12 protein-coding genes are annotated in these 19,256 nt (G+C 59.8%); 6 read left to right on the forward strand and 6 right to left on the reverse strand.

The window, feature by feature from the left end; translation table 11 throughout:
• Positions 1–415: 415 nt before the first annotated feature.
• Positions 416–3,199: a Hint domain-containing protein gene (locus CFI11_RS10525; RefSeq protein ID WP_130405695.1), complete on the forward strand. Its 2,784-nt coding sequence runs from the start codon at positions 416–418 to the stop codon at positions 3,197–3,199.
• 182 nt (positions 3,200–3,381) lie between these two features.
• On the opposite strand, the gene CFI11_RS10530 is transcribed toward CFI11_RS10525, so the two are convergent.
• The gene (locus CFI11_RS10530) at positions 3,382–4,002 is read right to left on the reverse strand and encodes an NTP transferase domain-containing protein (protein WP_130405697.1); all 621 of its coding nucleotides are present in this window, start codon (positions 4,000–4,002) and stop codon (positions 3,382–3,384) included.
• Positions 4,003–4,033: 31 nt separating this feature from the next.
• Entirely contained in the window at positions 4,034–6,442 is a 2,409-nt protein-coding gene (locus CFI11_RS10535) for an FAD-dependent oxidoreductase (protein ID WP_130405699.1), read from the reverse strand.
• Between the two features lie 146 nt (positions 6,443–6,588).
• Between CFI11_RS10535 and CFI11_RS10540 the strand changes: the two genes are divergently transcribed.
• Both CFI11_RS10540 and CFI11_RS10545 read left to right on the forward strand, forming a co-directional pair.
• Positions 6,589–7,869 (forward strand): DUF2254 domain-containing protein, encoded by a 1,281-nt coding sequence (locus CFI11_RS10540; protein ID WP_254449064.1) that lies wholly within the window; start codon positions 6,589–6,591, stop codon positions 7,867–7,869.
• Between the two features lie 106 nt (positions 7,870–7,975).
• Positions 7,976–10,396: an FAD-dependent oxidoreductase gene (locus CFI11_RS10545; RefSeq protein ID WP_130405703.1), complete on the forward strand. Its 2,421-nt coding sequence runs from the start codon at positions 7,976–7,978 to the stop codon at positions 10,394–10,396.
• A gap of 99 nt (positions 10,397–10,495) precedes the next feature.
• Here CFI11_RS10545 and CFI11_RS10550 read toward each other — a convergent pair whose 3' ends face one another.
• A complete protein-coding gene (locus tag CFI11_RS10550; protein WP_130405705.1) occupies positions 10,496–11,464 on the reverse strand; it encodes a hypothetical protein in 969 nt (322 codons plus the stop codon).
• 128 nt (positions 11,465–11,592) lie between these two features.
• On the opposite strand from CFI11_RS10550, the gene CFI11_RS10555 reads away from it, so the two are divergent.
• Entirely contained in the window at positions 11,593–13,287 is a 1,695-nt protein-coding gene (locus CFI11_RS10555) for an AMP-binding protein (protein WP_130405707.1), read from the forward strand.
• Between the two features lie 163 nt (positions 13,288–13,450).
• Here CFI11_RS10555 and CFI11_RS10560 read toward each other — a convergent pair whose 3' ends face one another.
• The 3 genes from CFI11_RS10560 to CFI11_RS10570 all read right to left on the reverse strand — a co-directional run bounded on the left by CFI11_RS10560 (position 13,451) and on the right by CFI11_RS10570 (position 17,327).
• Complete coding sequence (locus tag CFI11_RS10560) at positions 13,451–14,758, reverse strand: HlyC/CorC family transporter (protein ID WP_130405709.1); 1,308 nt, start codon at positions 14,756–14,758, stop codon at positions 13,451–13,453.
• A gap of 74 nt (positions 14,759–14,832) precedes the next feature.
• Positions 14,833–15,795, reverse strand: a complete 963-nt coding sequence (locus CFI11_RS10565; protein ID WP_130405711.1) for a site-specific tyrosine recombinase XerD — start codon at positions 15,793–15,795, stop codon at positions 14,833–14,835.
• The gene (locus CFI11_RS10570) at positions 15,792–17,327 is read right to left on the reverse strand and encodes a hypothetical protein (protein ID WP_130405713.1); all 1,536 of its coding nucleotides are present in this window, start codon (positions 17,325–17,327) and stop codon (positions 15,792–15,794) included. Before CFI11_RS10570 ends, CFI11_RS10565 begins: the two co-directional genes overlap by 4 nt.
• A gap of 221 nt (positions 17,328–17,548) precedes the next feature.
• Between CFI11_RS10570 and CFI11_RS10575 the strand changes: the two genes are divergently transcribed.
• Positions 17,549–18,139, forward strand: a complete 591-nt coding sequence (locus CFI11_RS10575; RefSeq protein WP_130405715.1) for a shikimate kinase — start codon at positions 17,549–17,551, stop codon at positions 18,137–18,139.
• Positions 18,139–19,254: a 3-dehydroquinate synthase gene (aroB, locus tag CFI11_RS10580; RefSeq protein WP_130405717.1), complete on the forward strand. Its 1,116-nt coding sequence runs from the start codon at positions 18,139–18,141 to the stop codon at positions 19,252–19,254. The genes CFI11_RS10575 and aroB overlap by 1 nt, the downstream gene beginning before the upstream one ends.
• Positions 19,255–19,256 lie beyond the last annotated feature (2 nt).

The following is a 19,256-nucleotide window of genomic DNA, read 5'->3' on the forward strand; positions in this document are numbered from 1 at the left end:
GCCGCTATTAAGCGTGTTTTTCAAAAATGTGACAAGGCTGACGCGACTTGGCGTCGATACCTTGTGCTTTTTCGGACATTTTTTCCTTTGTCCGCCCGTCTGTGATGGGTATGCAGGTGACAGCCCAACTGGGGGGCGATGTCTGTAGGTCACGGGGGCGACTGCACATTTGCGCATCTAAGGGGATGCGGGAGAGTTGCATTCGCACGCTGCTTTTCGCGGCATGTGGCGATTGAATGCCGGTCAGAGGGATGGTCTCTGCACCGCTCGGCCAAGTATTGGCCCAGACTCACTCGTTTTCCAGTCGTGCAGGTTTGTTGGTCGCCCGACGCGCTGACATCGTTCTGTGGGGTATTTGAAAGAGTAACCGCGGGTTTGCGGAAAGGTGCCTTCGGGCACCGCATAGGAGAGAACGATGGAACAGGACGAATTGAACGATCCCGGTGATGCACAGCCGATCGCGAACCTGATTGGCTTTTGGGATTTCCTGACAGGTGGCGAAACCGACGATACCGGCCTCGACGATGGCTTTGCTCAAAACGGCTTTCTGGAAAACGGGGCGGTCGTAACGTCCGGTCAGCTTTGCCTCGACGGCGAAGATGACCGTTTCGATGTCGCGGGCAATGACGATCCCTTTGATCTCTCCGAAGGGACGATCGTTGCTGAGTTCACGCAGACAGACAACACCAACGGCACGTTCCAGACGGTGGTGAACCGCGGTCAGTTTTTCGACGCGGCAACCGAAGGCTATTTTGAAATCCGCGTCGATCAGGACGGCTCTGTCGTCGTGACCCACGCGGCGAATGGTGTGTCGATCGAGGAATCGACCGGGCCGATCCTGGTGCCCGACGATACCGTCCGCGTCACGTATGAATGGTCGTCCGCGGATGGCGGCCAGCTCATCGTGGAAAACCTGACCACGGACACGACCGAGACGATTGCGATCTCTCAGACCGGTCTGGACATGGATATTGGCGGCAATGACGGGATTAGTTTCTCGATTGGCGCGCGTGAGAATGTTGATGACGAGTACCTCAAGTTTTTTGAAGGCAAGATCGATTCCGTCGCTGTGTATGATGGTAAACTCAGCGTAAGTGGTCGCGACGGAATCGTGTCTGGCACCGATGGCGATGATAACATCGACATCACTTATACGGGTGATCCCGATGGCGACCGCGTCGACAACGGCGATGCCATCCTGCCCGGCGAAGGACCGGATGATGACATCATCCGCGCCGGCGACGGCAACGATACGATCACCGGCGGTGCGGGCGCGGACGAAATCGACGGCGGCGCGGATCGCGATGTGATCGTGGGCGGCAATGCAGGCGATGCGGTTGATGGCGGTGAGACCGGTGACGATTTCGACGTCCTGGATTTGCGCGATGCAGGTCCGTTGCGGATCGCCAGCCAGACGCCTGATGCGGATGGCAACTCCACGTCCGGCACAATCGAGTTCCTGGACGGTGACGGAAACCCGACCGGCACGATGACCTTCACGGAAATCGAAGAAATCCTGCTGCCGACGGCACGGGATGGCATCGTCGAGGGGACAGATGGCGACGATACGATCGACACCGGCTATACCGGCGATCCTGACGGCGATATCATTGATGGTGGCGACGCGATCTTGCCTGGCGAAGGCCCGGATGACGATATTGTCGATGCCGGTGACGGCGACGACTCCATCGATTCCGGCGCTGGCGACGATGACGTCGACGGGGGCGAAGGAAACGACACCATCAACACAGGCGACGGAAGCGACGAAGTCGATGGTGGTGCGGGCAACGACGTGATTGATACGTCTGCCGGTGGCGTTCCGCTGCCTGATCTGGGCTTCCCGGGCTACACCAGCACCGATCCGAACGTTCCGCCTGTCCCGGCGGATACCGACCCAGATGATGACCGTGACACCGTCATGGGCGGCGCGGGTGACGACACCATCTCGACCGGCGACGACGCCGACCTGATTGATGGCGGAACCGGTAATGACCAGATCGACGGCGGCATTGATGCGGACACGATCAATGCAGGCGCTGGCAATGACCTTGTCATCGGCGGGGAAGGGGCGGACAGCATTCTGGCGGGGGCCGGAAATGACACCGTATATGGTGGTCTCGACCCGGTCTTTCCCGATGGGCTCAACATCCGCGATGACGGCAGCGATGGCGATCCGGATCCCGAAACCCGCAACGGCCTGGATTTCATCGACGCAGGCGCCGGCGATGACCTCGTCTTCGGTCAGGATGATGACGACACCATCATCGGGGGCGCCGGCAACGACACGTTGGATGGCGGTATCGATGACGACAGTATCGATGGCGGAACCGGTGATGACGTGATCACAGGCGGGCAGGGTGTCGATACCCTGTCCGGCGGCGATGACCGCGACACGTTCCTTGGCGGCAATGCCGGTGACTTCATCGACGGGGGCGAAGGCGGCATTGACGAAGATACGCTGGATCTTCGCGGTGCGGCTGGTGCAGAGAACCCGAACGGCACACTCACGGTTGAGCTGAGCTCGGATAACCCTGAAAACGGAACGGTCACCTTCTTTGACGAAGACGGCAACGCCACCGGCACGCTGGAATTCATCAACATCGAGACGGTGATCCCCTGTTTCACACCGGGCACCATGATCGCGACCCCGACGGGCGAGCGGCGTGTGGAGGATCTGGAAATCGGGGATCGCGTGATCACGCGCGACAACGGCATTCAGGACATCCGCTGGCTTGGAAAGCGTGCGCTGACCGGGCAGGAGCTGGTGCAGGCAGAGCATCTGCGTCCGGTTCTGATCCGCGCGGGCGCGCTTGGCAACGGTCTGCCAGAGCGTGACATGATGGTCAGCCCCAATCACCGGGTCCTGGTGGCAAACGACAAGACGGCCCTCTACTTCGAAGAGCGGGAAGTTCTGGTCGCTGCCAAGCATCTGACTGGTCTTGACGGGGTCGATGTGGTTGAGGTGTCCGGTGTGACATACATCCACTTCATGTTCGAACAGCACGAGGTTGTTCTATCGGATGGCGCATGGACAGAAAGCTTCCAGCCAGGTGACCAAACACTCGCGGGTGTCGGCGATGCACAGCGCAACGAGATCTTTGAACTCTTCCCGGAGCTCAAGACACCGGAAGGTGTGGCGGCTTACAACTCGGCCCGCCGCTCTTTGAAAAAGCACGAAGCGCATCTGTTGATGAACTGATCCACGTCGGTCACCCCGAATATGCAGCTCACCGCGCGGATCGGGGGCGCGGGAAAGGAAAACGGGACGGCTTGCCGTCCCGTTTTTCGACTTAAACACCTTTGTTCATGCACGATCGTTGTCGATTGGGAAACAATGATCTGCCCTTCATGTGCCAGACCCTTTCCGGGCAGCAAGAACGCTTACGTGCTTTGTCGTTGAGCCCGCCACATCGCCCAGTCTTCCGGTGTATCCAGATCAAGACGCGCCCTGTCGCCGGGTAGGGGGATCAGCGAGATGCGGCCCTGCGCAGCGGCCACGACCTCCCTGCCGCCACCATCACCCTTTAGGTCTGCAAAACGCGGGAAAAGGGCGGCCGCGAAGACGATGGGGTGGCCTGGTCGATTGCTTTCCGTCACGCCCCTCCAGATCAAGGTTTCCTCTTTGAGATCAATCTGATGCAGGACACATCTCAAGTCATTCTCGGTGAGGTCTGGCATGTCTCCCAGAACCAGCATGGCTGCTGCGGCGTGCGGCGGTAAGGCGCCGAAGGCCGTTCTGAGCGAGGCGTTCATCCCTTCCGCTGCGGCGCGAACTTCCAGAGGTGTCACATCCAAACCGTCCAGCGCCGCATAGCGTGAATGCGGCTTCGGCGGCAGCGCGACGAGGACCTGCCCCGTGGTGACAGCGCGTGCGATGCGGGCCTGCCGACGCACCAGCGGTTCGCCGTCGACGTCTTCCAGCAATTTGTCAGCCCCCCGCATGCGGGTCGAGCCGCCGGCGGCCAGCACAATGACCGGAATATCGGATACGGAACCACTCATGATCCCGTCTTAGCAGGTGTCGCGCGATAACTCAGCCCCGCATCCGCGCCCCGTCCGCATCGAAAAGAGGTGTCGTGATCAGGCTGGCGCGGCGCATGTCGCCAAGGATTTCGATTTCGACCTCCAATCCGTCTGCAATTCGGTCTGTCGGAAGGAACCCCTGGGCGATGGATTTGCGGGAAAAATGCGAATATCCGCCCGACGTGCAAAAGCCCTGCACGGCCCCGTCCAGCCAGATCGGCTCATAGGCTTGCACGTCGGCTCCGTTGGCGTCCACCTCAAAAGCTGCCAATCTGCGCGCCGGACCGGTGGTGCGCTCCGCCTCTGCCGCGGCGCGACCGATGAAATCGACGTTTTTCTTGAAGCTGATGAACCGGTCAAGCCCGGTCTCCGCTGCGGTGTAGTCCGGGGAAAACTCTGAAAGCCAGGAGCCAAAGAACTTGTCCAGCCGCAGGGACATCATCGCGCGCATGCCAAAGGGCACCATCCCGTGCGGTTCGCCGGCAGCCCAGAGCGTTGACCAAAGCTGCCGTTGGCTCATTGGATCGCAATAGATTTCATAGCCCAGATCCCCGGTGTAGGAGACGCGTTGAACGATGCAATCGGTCATCCCCACGGTGATGCGTCGCACGTCCATAAAGGCCATGTCCGCAACGTTCTGGCGGGTGCAAGCCTTTAGCACGTCGCGTGCTTTGGGGCCGGCGATCTGGAACCCGTTGCGCTTGTCAGAGATGTTGTCCACCGACACGCCATCCTCGCGCTGCTGTTCGAACCAGCGCATGTGATAGGCTTGGCTGCCGTAGGACGCGGTCAGTTGAAATTCGCGTTCCGACAGGCAGGAGATGGTGAAATCGCCGATCAGCTTTCCTTTCGGGCTTAACATCGGGGTCAGGCTCAGCCGTGCGGGTTGGGGGACGCGCCCCGCCATGACCCTGTCCAGCCAGGTCCGGGCATTGGGTCCGGCCACGCGGTATTTCCCGAAATTATGCACCTCGTTGATACCGACGCTCTCTCTGACAGCGCGCACCTCTCGACCGGTTGCATCAAAGGCATCGGACCGGCGGAATGACGGCGTCTCGTAGGTTGGTTCGTCGTCTTTGGCAAAGTAGTTGACCACTTCAAGCCCGAATTGCTGGCCCCAGACGGCGCCCATCTGGGAAAAGATGTCGTACATCGGCGTTGTCCGGTTGGGCCGCGCCGCAGGCAGTTCTTCGTTGGGGTAGGCGACCGAAAACCGCTTTTGATAGTTCTCGATCACCTTGGGCAGGGTATAGCCCGGGCTGATCCAGTCGCCGAAACGTGCCACATCCATCGCCGTCACGTCGCGGTCCGGTTCGCCTTCGATCATCCATTGCGCAAGCGTCAGACCGACACCGCCGCCCTGGCTGAAGCCCGCCATCACGCCGCAGGCCGACCAGTAGTTCCGCATGCCCGGGACCGGCCCGACCAGCGGGTTGCCATCCGGGGCAAAAGTAAACGGTCCATGGATCACCGACTTGACCCCCGCCGTTTCCAGAACGGGGAAGCGCTTGTAAGCAAAATCAATGCTTTCCGTGATTTTGTCAAAGTCATCTGGCAGCAGCTCGTGGCCAAAATTCCACGACGTGCCATCGACGGCCCAGGGCCGGCAGGTCTGTTCATAAAAGCCGATACACAGGCCGCGCCCTTCCTGCCGGAGATAGCTTTCACCCGCCGGATCCATCACATGAGGGTGTTCCTGCCCGCGCTCGTAAATCTCGGCAATATCGTCTGTGACGATATATTGATGCTCCATCGGGTGCAGGGGGAAGTAGACGCCCGCCATCTCGCCAACTTCCCGCGCCCAGAGACCGCCTGCATTCACCAGGTGTTCGGCGTGAAGCGTGCCCTTGTCGGTCACCACGTCCCATGTGCCGTCGCTGCGCTGGTTGGTCTCCTGCACCATGCAATGGGTTTCGATCGTGGCGCCCCCCATACGGGCTGCCTTGGCATAGGCGTGCGTTGTCCCCGATGGATCGAGATGCCCGTCGAGTGGATCATAAAGCGCCCCGATGATGCCTTCGAGATTGGTGATGGGCGCAATCTTCGCGATCTCTTCGGGTCCGACGATTTCGGTTTCCAACCCCATGAAGCGATGCTTTGCCCGCTCGGCCAGCAACATGTCGAACCGGTCCTGGTTGTCGGCCAGGGTGACACCGCCCACGTGATGCAGCCCGCAGGACATGCCGGTGATCTCCTCCAGCTCCTTATAAAGCCGGATCGTATAGCCTTGCAGGGCCGCCATGTTGGTGTCGCCATTGAGCGTATGAAACCCGCCCGCGGCGTGCCATGTTGATCCCGATGTCAGCTCGGACCGCTCCAGAAGCATGACATCGGACCAACCCAATTTGGTCAGGTGATAGAGGACCGAGCAGCCGACAACGCCGCCGCCGATGACACATACACGGGTGGAGGTTTTCATGGGGACCCCTTTTTGTTCGGTCGATGGCCTGATCGCCACTTAGCGCAACTTTATGGGGCTTTGCGTCGACCATGAAAGAGCATGCGCGACATTTCCTGTCGCGAACGAAGCAGGGAACGGTTTGAACGCATCAGGGGTTGAACCTCATGGATTTGATACGTCGCCTTCCTAAAATGGCCCTCCAACTGACGCGTCACTATGCGCGGCAGCTTTGGGTGCGCGTCATGCTGATGGGGTTGCTTGCGTTCCTGTCGCTGGGTCTGACGCAATTGGTTGAGCCGTTTGTGCCATCAGAATTGGCTTCTGGCGTGCCGGGGTCCTCAGCCGACCGGCTTTTGAACCTGATCGCCAGCGCGATGCTTGCCGTGACCACCTTTTCCCTGACTGTCATGGTGAGCGTCTATCAGGCCAGCTCAAGCCAGTGGACGCCGCGCGTTCACCAATTGATCATGCAGGATGCGGTCACGCAGAACACGCTGGCGGCCTTTACAGGCGCCTTTGTCTTCTCGCTGGTGGCCATCATTTTGCGAGAGACGGGCATATATGTCGATGATCGGGCGCTTGTCCTTTTTTGGACGACGGTGCTGGTTCTGGCCTATGTGGTCTTCTCGTTGATCCGCTGGGTCCTTCACCTTCAGACCCTTGGCAGTCTCATCGACACCACGCGACAGATCGAAGAAATCACGCTCAGGCGCTTTGAAGAACGGCTTCAGACCCCGTGCCTTGGGGCCTGTTCGTGGACCGATGACATCCCGTCGGAGGCGTGGTCGCTGAACTCAGAGCGCAGTGGCTATGTCCAACATGTTTTCGCTGACGCCTTGCAGGAAGTGGCGGTGGAGCATGATGTTCGCTTGTTCCTGCATCGCGCCGTCGGGAGCTTTATCTTTGCAAATGAACCGCTGCTGTGGATCGTCGGAGAGCCTGACGATCCCGAAAAGCTGGAACATGAGATTGTACAGCTCTTGGTTCTGGGGGATGTCCGGACCCATGATCAGGATCCCCGCTTTGGTCTTTTGCTCTTGTCCGAGATCGGCTCGCGCGCGCTTTCGCCGGGGATCAACGACCCCGGCACGGCCATCGATGTGTTGAACCGCATGGCCAAGATCCTGGGGCGCTACCGGGATGAGACATCCACCGACACAGCGCCCCGGAACGAGCATTTGTATGTGCGTCCCCTCGACCCGCGCGATCTGCTGATGGACGCATTCGGGGGCATCGCACGGGACGGCGCGCATCTGCTTGAGGTGCAGCAACGCCTGCAAAAGGCGCTTGGCAGTCTGGCCCATCATCCCGATCCGGGCTTGTCCTCCGTCGCCGCAGAGATGGCGCGCGAATATTACGACCGTGCATCGGAGGCTCTGGACTGGGCGGCGGATCGCGACAGGCTCAGCCGCCATCTGCCACAAACCGGATCGACGTCTGAATAATGACGGTCCTGGCCCAACCGCGACGTCGCATGTCGTGGTTGTGCAATCTGCCTCAAGCGCCATGGGTGCAGGGTGACACACGCAGAGTGTGACAAGGAAAGACGACATGCGGACAGACGCGCAGGCGGTGGTTATCGGAGGTGGCGTTATCGGATGTTCGATCCTCTATCATCTCACGAAACTTGGCTGGACCGATGTGGTGCTGCTTGAGCGGGACGAGCTGACGTCAGGATCGACCTGGCACGCGGCTGCGAATATCCACGGCCTTCATGATAACACGAATATCAGCCGCATTCAGCACTATACCATGACGCTCTATAAAGAGCTGGAGGCTGAAACGGGGCAGGGCTGCGGCGTGTTTCAGCCCGGAAGTCTTTATCTCGCGCAAACCGAACAGCGAGAGCATCAGCTGCGATTGCAAGAGGCCAAGGCGCGGCTTTACGGCATGAACTTTCACGAGGTATCGCGCGACGAGGCAGAGCGCCTGCATCCGCTTGTCGATTTCGACGGGATCCGCTGCATCATGTGGGAGCCGGACGGCGGAAATGTCGATCCCTCTGGGGTCACCAGCGCCTATGCGGCGGGCGCCCGCGCGCGGGGGGCGGAAATCCATCGTTTTTGTCCTGTCACCGCGACGGAGCAGCAGCCGGACGGATCCTGGATCGTACGGACACCTCAGGGAGAGATCAGGACGCGCTGGATCGTCAATGCCGCGGGGCTTTGGGGGCGCGAAGTCGCGGCGCTTGCGGGGCTGGAATTGCCGTTGCAGCCCACCGAACATCAGTATTTCGTCACCGAACCCATCGCGGAGATCGAAGCCATGGACCGCCGTCTGCCGTCCGTCGCGGATCGGGATGGCGAATACTACCTCCGTCAGGAAGGGCAGGGGCTGCTGGTCGGGGCGTATGAACGCGATGTCCGCCTTTGGGCAGAAGACGGAACGCCCGCGGGTTTCGGCCATGAACTGTTCGCCGACGATCTGGAGCGGATCGAAGACAACATGATGCGCGCCATTGCCCGTGTCCCCGCGGTCGGGGTGGCCGGTATCAAGAGGGTGATCAATGGTCCGATGATCTGGTCGCCGGATTCCAACGTTCTCTTCGGGCCGGTCCCGGAGTTGCGGCACTATTTTTGCTGTAACGGCATCATCCCTGGCTTTTCGCAGTCCGGCGGGATGGGTTTGATGGCAGCGCAATGGATGGTCGAAGGCGAAACGCAATACGATCTCTTTCCCTGGGACATGGCCCGCTTTGGATCCTGGGCCGGCAAGGCGTTTACCAAGGCCCGTGTCGCGGATCAGTATGCGCACCGGTTCTCGATCCATTTCCCCAATGAAGAGCGGGACGCGGGGCGTCCGGTCCGCAAACGCCCGGCCTATGAGAAGCAACGCGAGATGGGGGCGGTCTTTGGCTTGAACTTCGGCTGGGAACATCCGCTCTGGTTCGCGGATCGACCGGATGTGACACAGACCAACGGCTTTACCAGGCAGAATTGGTGGGACCCCGTGGGCGCGGAATGCAGAATGCTGCGCGACCGGGCAGGCATTATCGATATCTCGAACTTTGCCATTTACGAATGCCGGGGTGCGCATGCGGAGGATTGGCTGAACGCCGTCTTTGCCAACCACATGCCACGGGAGGTCGGGCGCTCCTGCCTGACGCCGTTGATCGGAAAGCGCGGGGGGATCGCTGGCGATTTCACGGTGACCCGGCTGGAAGAGGACAGGTTCTGGGTCATCGGTTCGGGCATGGCCGAGCGGTATCACAGCCGCTTTTTCGCCGAGGTGCCGCTGCCGGCCGGTACCTCGTTTCAGAGCGTGACCGACAGTACCTGCGGGTTCAACGTGGCTGGGCCAAGATCACGGGATTTGCTGCAGAGGCTGACGAATGTCTCCCTGGCGACAAAAGACTTCCCGTTCATGCGCTCGCGGGTGATAGAGGTCGCCGGTGTCGATGTCACCGCGCTGCGGGTGTCTTTCACCGGCGATCTTGGATGGGAATTGCATTGCGCAGAGCGGGATCAGCAGCGGCTTTACGATGCGCTGCTTGAAGCGGGTCGCGAGGTCGGTGCCGGCCCCGTCGGCAGCCGGGCATTGATGAGTTTGCGCATCGAGAAGGGATATGGGTCCTGGGGGCGGGAATATAGCCCTGAATACTGGCCGCAAGAGGTCGGGCTGGCGCGTTTGTGCAAGATGGACAAGGCATTCCTGAACAAAGCGGCCGTGGCTGACACGTTGTCACGCCCCCCGCGCGAACACCTTGTGCTTCTCGCGTTGGACGACGCGGATGTCGCTTCGTCGAACGCGGATGCGACGGGGGGCGAGCCGATCTTCAGGGAGGGGCGTGGCATCGGGCGGGTCACATCAGGTGCATATGGCTATAGCGTCGGCGCGTCGCTCGCATTGGGGTATGTCGCAGGCGCCGCGGCAGGGGAGCGTGTGGATGTCATGGTTCTTGGGCGCCCCCACAAGGCGACGATCCTGTCCGAGCCTCCCTTCGATCCGCAGGGCGAGCGCCTGCGCGCGTGACGCAGTCGCACCGCATCCTGCCGGATAGCCCGCCGCTTTCAGGGCAAATGCCAAAGGGGCGATGGATCTTATCTGAATACGGCGGATGGCAGATCACGATCAATGCTGAAAGATCTGAGTGAGAAGGCCTTCGCTCTGCTCCCCTCTGGAAGTTGTCCGCCGGACGGGAACCCGTGATGATCTGAGCAGGGTTCGAAGCACGGACGGAACTTGCGGATCGTCAAACAGCAGGCCGACCGTACTTGTCAGCCCGCGATTGGTCTTGGCCGTCACGGTCCAGGTCCCGCATGTCAGCCTGCATGTCGACCCGCGTTTCATGGCCGCTGTCACCGATGAACCCGGCGGTGCGACCGGGCGGAAATTGCAACCTTGGCGCCCAACCACGATGATGTTTCCGTCGATAACATGCGGTCCGCATATAAGCTGTGCGGGAAGCTGACAGGCATGCCGAAACCGCATGTAGGAGTTGAGCCAATTTATTGACAGTCGCCCCAACGACAGCGTGAAGACCAGCATAAGCAAAACCGCGAACACGCTGCCCAGACGGAAAACCCCGGATGCATCAAGGAAGATCCCCCTGAGGGTCGCAATCGAAAGCTCCCCCAATCTCGCCAGCGTGACCGCGCGTTCCTTGGTAAAGCTGTCCTGACCGCAAATCTCCTCGAGCAATGTACGCACCAAGTCGAGGCGCACCTGGAACGCGGATTTAAGGGCGTATCGCTGCGCGGCTTCCGGACCGTCACGCAGACCTGTTGCCGCGAAAAGTGCGACATCGGTGACAAAGAGACTGACATGGGGATAGCTGGCCTTGTGGCCTGCAGATTGAAGATTGGCCTGAAGGCGCGCCCGACTGAGCGACATGGTTAGATTGTTCAACCGTATCAAAGTCTTTTGATCCGGCGCTCTATGCCCGTCGAGGGAAAGATCCGAGGCTTCCAGAAGGTCAGAAAGCTGCGGCAGCTTCGAACACGCGGCCTGAACATGGCCAGCAGCCAGGGCACCTGCCAAAGCAAGCATGAGTGTCAGGATGTATCGTCGCGCCATGGTGAGGCTTAAGGGAGATATCATGTTCCGCACGTCCTCTTTCGGTCGTTGGGGCTTAGCATGCCGACCGTTAAGCTTTCGTGTGCGCGCGCGTTCCAGTGTCGACAGGGCAGATTTGTCAGTGCAGACTGATGCGCGGGGAGGAGCACGAAATGACGTCAGACCGACGACCGCGCGATGCGATGTCTCATGTCTTGGGTGATACGCATGACCCGTTGAGAACCGAAACGATCCCGGGCCTTTTGGCGCATGCCGTTGCTGAATTCGGGCAGAACGAAGCCGCTGTATTTCCGGCGCAGGAGATACGTTGGACCTATTCCGAATTGGCGCATCAAGTGGATCGTCTGGCCGGCGGTTTGCTGGATCTTGGGGTGGCGCGCGGCGACAGGGTCGGTATCTGGTCGCCAAACCGGATCGAATGGCTTCTGACACAGTTTGCCACGGCCCGGATCGGGGCCATCCTGGTCTGCATAAATCCTGCTTATCGGCTCTATGAACTGGAATATGCCTTGAACAAGGTCGGGTGTAACACGCTTGTTCTCGCCCCTCTGTTCAAGTCCTCGAACTATATCGAAATGATCCAAGAGCTCGCTCCCGAGCTTGCTTCAGCGCCTCCGGGCGATCTGCGCGCTGCGCGATTGCCTCATCTGCGCAATGTCATCGCCATGGGGTCTGATACGCCCTTTGGCATGATCGGCTTTGATGCGCTTTGTACTAAGGGAGACCAGGTCGCCCGGTCGCGTCTTGATGAGATCACCCGAAGCCTGTCTCAAACCGATCCGATCAACATCCAATTCACCAGCGGGACCACCGGCAGCCCCAAAGGCGCCTGCCTGACGCATCGCAACATCGTCAACAACGCCCATTTCGTTACCAAAACGATGCGGTTCAGTGACCGGGATCGCCTTTGCATTCCTGTGCCGTTTTATCATTGCTTCGGCATGGTCATGGGCACTTTGGGATGTGTGAGTAAGGGGGCGACGATGGTTGTGCCGGGCGAGGGCTTTGATGCCGCTCAAACGCTCACAGCGGTCTCTGAAGAGAAATGTACCGCTCTTTACGGCGTGCCGACGATGTTCGTGTCCGAATTGGCCCTTGATGATTTTCACCGCTTTGATCTGACGCATCTGCGGACCGGCATCATGGCCGGAGCGCCCTGTCCGATCGAGGTGATGAAGCGCGTGCAGGCCGAGATGAACATGAGTGAGGTCACGATCGCGTACGGCATGACGGAGACGTCGCCGGTGTCCTTTCAGAGCAACGTAGACGACCCGCTCGACAAGCGTGTGAGTTCGGTTGGGCGCATTCATCCTCATGTCGAATGCAAGGTCATTGACGCAGAGGGGCAGACCGTTCTTGTCGACGTGCAGGGGGAACTGGTGACGCGCGGTTACTCGGTCATGCAGGGATATTGGGACGAGCCCGGGAAAACATCTGAGAGCATCGATGTGGAAGGTTGGATGCATACCGGGGATCTCGCCGTCATTGATCGGGACGGATACTGCACCATCACCGGGCGGGTGAAGGATATGATTTTGCGGGGTGGGGAAAACATCTATCCAAAGGAAGTCGAGGACTTTTTGTTCACCCATCCCGATATCGCCCTTGCGCAGGTTTTTGGTATTCCGGACGGAGCGTTGGGTGAAGTGGTGTGCGCTTGGATTGTTGCGCGGGAGGGGGCATCCCTGTCCGAAGAGGAGGTGCGCGACTTCTGTCGCGAGCGGATCGCGCATTACAAAATCCCGTTGCATGTTCGGATCAAGGCCGACTTACCGATGACGGTCACGGGTAAGCCGCAGAAGTTTCGGATGCGGAAAGAGATGGAACGCGAACTGAATATCGGGTGAGCAAGCCAACCCATGGCGCGCCGGAAAATTTCAAATTTTCCGGTCGTTTTCCGACACGGAAAACGCTTGCGCCTCTTATACTGAGGGCTCCCAGCAACCGGAAAATTCAGAATTTTCCGGCCGTTTTCTAACATAGAAAACGACGCCAGAACGAGACTGTTGGTTAAAGGGGGCGGATCTTCAGGTTGGTGATCCGATTGCCTTCGCGCTCTGTCACTTCAAAACGAAATCCGTGAAAGGAAAACACCTGGCCCTTGGTCGGGATCATCTGGGCTTCGTGAATGACAAGTCCGGCGACGGTGTTTGCCTCTTCATCCGGCAGCGACCAGTCTGTGGCCCGATTGAGATCCCGGATGGTCATGCTGCCTTCGACCAGGTAATGTCCGTCCTCCGACGGCTTGATGATCAGATCCTCCTCGGGGTCGAATTCATCCGTGATCTCTCCCACGATTTCCTCAAGGATATCCTCCAGCGTCAGCAAACCCTGAAGCGATCCGTATTCGTCGACAACCAGGGCAAAATGCGTCCGCATGCGCAGGAATTGCCGCATTTGTTCGTCCAGTGTCGTGGTCTCCGGTACAAAGTAGGGCGGCATCGCCACGTCCGTGATCTGAAATCTGGCAAGGGCCTTGGCATCTCCTTCCGGGCCGCCAATCTCCTTGTACATCGCTCTCAGCAGGTCCTTTGCGTGCACAACGCCGATGATATTTTCCGGTTCGTCCTTGAAAACCGGCAGCCGGGTATGGTTGCTTTCAAGGCATTGCTGCAGGATGGCCTCTGGCTGATCCGCCGCATCGATCATCTCGATCCCTGAGCGGTGCAGCATGATTTCCTCAACCACCCTGTCATTCAGGTCCAGTGCGCCAAGAACCCGGTCCCGGTCCTCTTTCTCGACCACGCCTTCGGAATGGCCCAGTTGAAGGGCGCCCGCGATTTCTTCCCTGACTGCCAAAATGTGGCTGTCCGGGTCGATCTGAACGCCAAAGATGCGTAAAACACCGCGGACGAGCAGCCGTACCGCGCTCACCACCGGTGCAAATACCGTCACAACGACCGAGATCGGCGAGGCCACCGCCGAAGCAGCCTTCTCCGCATTGGTGATCGCGTATGTTTTCGGCAGAACCTCCGCGAAGATCAGGACCAGAAAGGTCATCACAAGGGTCGCGAGGGCCACGCCGCTTTCCCCGAAGGCGCGGGTGAAAATCGACGTAGCAAGCGAGGCCGCCAAGATATTGACCAGATTGTTGCCCAGCAGGACCGACCCTATCAGCCTTTCATTGTCTTCGGTGATCTTGAGCGCCCGCTGCGCCCCTTTCGACCCTTTGTCGGCCTGACTGCGCAGCTTACCCCGGGATGCCGCGGTGAGCGCGGTTTCCGATCCGGAGAAAAAGCCCGACAGAACGAGCAAGAGAAGGATCACGCCGCACGTGATCCAAAACGCGCCATCAAGAGCCGAAGTGGCGGTTTCCATTGTCAAAAAATCCCGTACCTACTGATGCATAGGGTTATGGTCTCCCCCATGCGATCAATCAAGAGGCGGCATATCTATCGGGTTTTGCGCTTGTCGGCGTCGCTTGCCAGGGGATGATGGTCCAAAACCAGATCCGCCAGCCGCTCGTCAAGGACATGGGTGTAGATTTCGGTCGTCGCCACATCCGCGTGACCCAGAAGGGTTTGGATGGACCTCAAATCAGCGCCGTTAGCCAGCAAATGCGTTGCAAAGGCATGGCGCAGCGTGTGCGGCGTCACCTTGTCCTGGGCAACACCGCCCGTGACGGCCAATTCCTTGATCAGCAGGTAAAAGCGGTGCCTTGTGAGATGGCCCGATTTACCGCGGGACGGGAAGAGAAATTTCGATGCCGGTTTTCCGCTGCCGATGGCCTTGTCTTCGGTCGCGTCACGATCCGTGAGCCATGCCGCAAGCGCCTCTCGCGCGGGAGGGGAGAGCGGCACCATCCGCTCTTTTCCACCCTTGCCCATGATCAGCAACATGCGCGGATCACCTCGCGCAGCCGAGACCGGTAGGGAAACCAGCTCGCTCACCCGCATCCCCGTCGCATAAAGCAGTTCCATCAGGCATGTGTTGCGCAACCGGTCCGATTGAGACCGCCCCGATGCCCTTGCGGCTTCGAGAAGGCGGTCGACTTCGGCGACGTCCAGGGTCTTGGGAAGGCGCTGATCGCGGCCCGGTCCCTTGATCTGGATCGCCGGATTGTCACTGCGCCAGCCCTCTTCAAACGCAAACCGAAAGATCTGCTTGATCGCCGACAGGCGCCTCGCGCGTGTCGATTTGGCGAGCCCCTGATCCGCACAGAAAATCAGATAGGTCTCTACATCGTTTCGCCCCGCAGTTTCGAAGTCCGATCCGTTGCGCATCAGCCAAGACCCGAAATCCTTGAGGTCCCGACCATAGGCAAGCTGCGTATTGGTGGTAGCGCCCAATTCGGCTGCCTGCGCGTCCAGAAAGGTGGAAATCCATCTGTCCGTGTCTGTACTGTCCTTGCTCATTGCACCGGTCCCCGCTCTAGCAAGAGCGCTTGAAGGCTGGCGCGGCGGGCCGTATCTTCAAGCCCCAGGGCACGAAAGCCCGCAATTGCCTCGGTCAAATCCTGCATATTCCCTCCTACGCCCCGATCAAAGAGGACCATGAGACGCAGGATTGTCTCTCCGAGCGTCTCCGCCGAAAGATTGTCGGGCAGTTCGGGGTCGGGTTCGAAAGCCAAGGCTATCGCTTCGGCCTGCGCTGTCGGAGGGGGAGCGCTTTCAGGTTGACCCTGAGCCAGGCCGGCCCAAAACGCACTCTCCGGTCCGGCGGATGCGATCCGGTTCGCTGCTGTTTCATATCCGGGAGACAGAAGTGCGATGCGCAATTGCAGGCGCGCCAGATCCGGATCGTTCAAGCGCACATTGGACAAGGGCTCTGCAAACAAAGCTGCAAAGGGGACCTCCAGGCTTGCCTCTTTCATAGCGCGCCAGGCTTGGCGCAAGGTTCGAGAGACGGCTGTGGGGCTGCGCGTGCGCAACGCCGTTTCAAAGCGTTGCAGCGCCTCGACCCGGTCCCAGACACCGCCTGATGCGGCTGGAAGTCGCGCGGTATAAAGACCCAGAAGGCGATTGGTGCTCAGCGCCCCGGTGCGCGCAAGTCGTTCTGCCGCCTCCAATTGTGCCTTCCAGCCGGCCAGGTCCCTCAGATCCGCCGCGGCGAAGGCGCGGGGCAGGGGCGCGGAGGGCAGGGGTTCTCCAATCGCTTCAAAGAGCCGGAACAAAAGCGGATCGGGATCATTCGGCACGGGAAGAGGGGCAGCCTCCTCGAAGACTTCCGGGTAGAGAAATCTGTCGAGGGCGTCCGTGGTATCGGCGGGCATCATACCCAAGGCGCGGGCTCCGTCGAACATCACGCTTGCCGCGGTAAGATCACCCGCCCTTGCGGTGCAGAATATTTGCGCATCGAGCCCCGGCGACAGATGCGGCTGGTCCAGCAGCGTCTCGCATCGCTTATCCTCGGAGCCGATCAAAAGCGCTGTTTCAAAGGCGCGCCTGAAAACCTCGGCATTGCGATCCGCACCGGCCTGTTCGATCAGGGATTGCGCGGGATCGATCGCGCCCAGTTGGATCAGACGGTCGATCCTTGCAAGAAGGACAGCCTCGTCCGCGCGGACGGTTGGCAACGGCGCCGCTTCGCTCAGGATCAATGTATAGAGAAGCGTTTGCATTGCCGGGCTGCGCGACACCGGCGCGTTCGAAATCAGGCGCGTGAGCACTTCGGTTTCGCTGCCGCGCCATAACGTTTGCGGCAGCCCCGTGACGGATGGCGGGACAAGACCGATCGGGGATCTTGCCGCATCAAGCGTGCGCACCGTGATTTCAGGTCTCTTCGCGCTGTCAGAGACCGGTGGTTCGTTCGGCGCGATGACTGGCGGCCCGACAACCGGGGGGTTCTCGCTCAGCCAGTCGATAACCGACAAAGGTTCCTGCGCGCCTGCCAAACTTGTGGACAAACCGGCCAAAAGACCGGCAAGGGCTGCGACCCTATTGACCATCCAGAATGACGGGTTCGCGGACTTCGTTTTGCGGCGCCGAGAAGTCGGCGCCAAAAAACGGACCCAGATATGCATATGCCACCAATCCGACAAAGCCAAAAAACAATAAATAAATCAGAAGCTTGATTAAGCGCCCCATAAGATCCTCACAGCCCTGCCTCGTGGTCTTTTTCGCAAGTTATATATGGCCTTTTTTATAAGATCACGTCATTCACGTAAGAATGAGGGAAATTGAGCAAAGCATGGCCGAACATAATACCGAAGGCGCGTCCGTCCGGTTGCTCAAAACAGTCGTGATGGTCGGCATGATGGGAGCAGGAAAAACCGCCGTTGGCAAGGCTTTGGCGGCAAAACTTCATGTTCCGTTCAAAGATAGCGACGCCGAGATTGAGCTGGCGGCCAACATGACGATCCCGGAAATCTTTGCGCGTGATGGTGAGCCTTTTTTCCGTGACAAGGAAAGCCAGATCATCGCGCGCTTGCTCGAAGGGGTGCCGGCTGTCTTGTCTACGGGCGGTGGTGCTTATCTGGCGTCGGAAAACAGAACGCTGATCTCGCAAAAGGGTGTCGCGGTATGCCTGCAGGCTGATCTGGCCGTGTTGTGGTCGCGGGTGCGTCATCGTGACACCCGTCCGTTGCTCCGTACGCCGGATCCTTACGCGACGCTGAAAGGTCTCTACAAGGATCGCGAGCCGCTCTATGCCAGGGCTGACCTGATTGTTGTCTCAGATGGCGTCGCATCCATCGAGACGATGGTCGATCGGGTGATTGCGGCGCTGTCCACGCGGCCGGATGTGCTGGAGATTTCGTGATGCGCCAAACCGTTCACGTCCCCTTGGGAGATCGCGCATATGATGTGCAGATCGGCCCCGGCCTGCTTGCCGAAAGTGGCTCATTGATCGCACCGCTTTTGCAGCGGCCCCGGGTTGCGGCGGTGACCGACACTATCGTGGAAGATCTGCACCTTGAGACCCTGCGCAGCGGTCTTGAGGCGCAGGGCATCGACATGGTCAGTCTTGCGCTCCCGCCCGGGGAAGCCACCAAATCCTGGCCGCGCCTCACGCAGACGATTGATTGGCTGCTCGATCAGAAGATCGAGCGTCGGGATGTCGTTGTGGCCCTTGGCGGTGGGGTGATCGGCGATCTTGTGGGATTTGCGGCCTCCATTCTGCGCAGGGGCGTTCGGTTTGTGCAGATCCCCACGTCGCTTTTGGCCCAGGTCGACAGTTCGGTGGGCGGCAAGACGGGTATCAATGCGACGCAAGGCAAGAACCTGATCGGCGCCTTTCATCAGCCCGCGCTGGTTCTGGCGGATACCGATGTCCTCTCCACGCTTCGCCCGCGTGATTTTCTGGCCGGATATGGCGAGGTGGTGAAATACGGGCTTCTCGGTGACGCAGACTTCTTCGATTGGCTCGAGACGCATGGCACCGACCTGGCCGGTGGAGACCAGGAGGCGCGGGTTCGGGCAGTGACACGATCGGTCCAGATGAAGGCGGATATCGTGGCGCGCGACGAGACAGAGCAGGGGGATCGCGCCCTGCTGAACCTGGGTCACACGTTTTGCCACGCGCTGGAAGCCGCAACGGGCTATTCCGACAGATTGCTGCATGGGGAGGGCGTGGCCATCGGGTGCGGACTGGCCTTTGTGTTGTCAAGCAGGCTGGGCCTTTGCGCACAGGAGGATCCCAGCCGCGTTCTGGCGCATCTGCGAGCCATGGGCATGAAGGCGGGTCTCGCGGACATTTCCGGCGAACTTCCCGATGCGGACGGTCTGCTGGATCTGATGGGGCAGGACAAAAAGGTGGTCGACGGTCAACTGCGCTTCATTCTTGCGCGCGGGATCGGGTCGGCGTTTGTGACGTCGGATGTTCCACGCAATGAGGTGCGCACCGTGCTTGGCGATGCGCTGGCGCAGAGAGCCTAAGG

The organism is Thalassococcus sp. S3, from assembly GCF_004216475.1.
Classification (GTDB): Bacteria; Pseudomonadota; Alphaproteobacteria; order Rhodobacterales; family Rhodobacteraceae.

Bases quoted from the DNA above. Each gene is read 5' to 3' on its own strand.
- CFI11_RS10535 (WP_130405699.1), bottom strand. From the start codon at position 6,442: ATGAAAACCTCCACCCGTGTATGTGTCATCGGCGGCGGCGTTGTCGGC.
- CFI11_RS10540 (WP_254449064.1), top strand. From the start codon at position 6,589: ATGGATTTGATACGTCGCCTTCCTAAAATGGCCCTCCAACTGACGCGT.
- CFI11_RS10530 (WP_130405697.1), bottom strand. From the start codon at position 4,002: ATGAGTGGTTCCGTATCCGATATTCCGGTCATTGTGCTGGCCGCCGGC.
- CFI11_RS10525 (WP_130405695.1), top strand. From the start codon at position 416: ATGGAACAGGACGAATTGAACGATCCCGGTGATGCACAGCCGATCGCG.
- CFI11_RS10565 (WP_130405711.1), bottom strand. From the start codon at position 15,795: ATGAGCAAGGACAGTACAGACACGGACAGATGGATTTCCACCTTTCTG.
- CFI11_RS10575 (WP_130405715.1), top strand. From the start codon at position 17,549: ATGAGGGAAATTGAGCAAAGCATGGCCGAACATAATACCGAAGGCGCG.
- CFI11_RS10570 (WP_130405713.1), bottom strand. From the start codon at position 17,327: ATGGTCAATAGGGTCGCAGCCCTTGCCGGTCTTTTGGCCGGTTTGTCC.
- aroB (WP_130405717.1), top strand. From the start codon at position 18,139: ATGCGCCAAACCGTTCACGTCCCCTTGGGAGATCGCGCATATGATGTG.
- CFI11_RS10555 (WP_130405707.1), top strand. From the start codon at position 11,593: ATGACGTCAGACCGACGACCGCGCGATGCGATGTCTCATGTCTTGGGT.
- CFI11_RS10545 (WP_130405703.1), top strand. From the start codon at position 7,976: ATGCGGACAGACGCGCAGGCGGTGGTTATCGGAGGTGGCGTTATCGGA.
- CFI11_RS10560 (WP_130405709.1), bottom strand. From the start codon at position 14,758: ATGGAAACCGCCACTTCGGCTCTTGATGGCGCGTTTTGGATCACGTGC.
- CFI11_RS10550 (WP_130405705.1), bottom strand. From the start codon at position 11,464: ATGATATCTCCCTTAAGCCTCACCATGGCGCGACGATACATCCTGACA.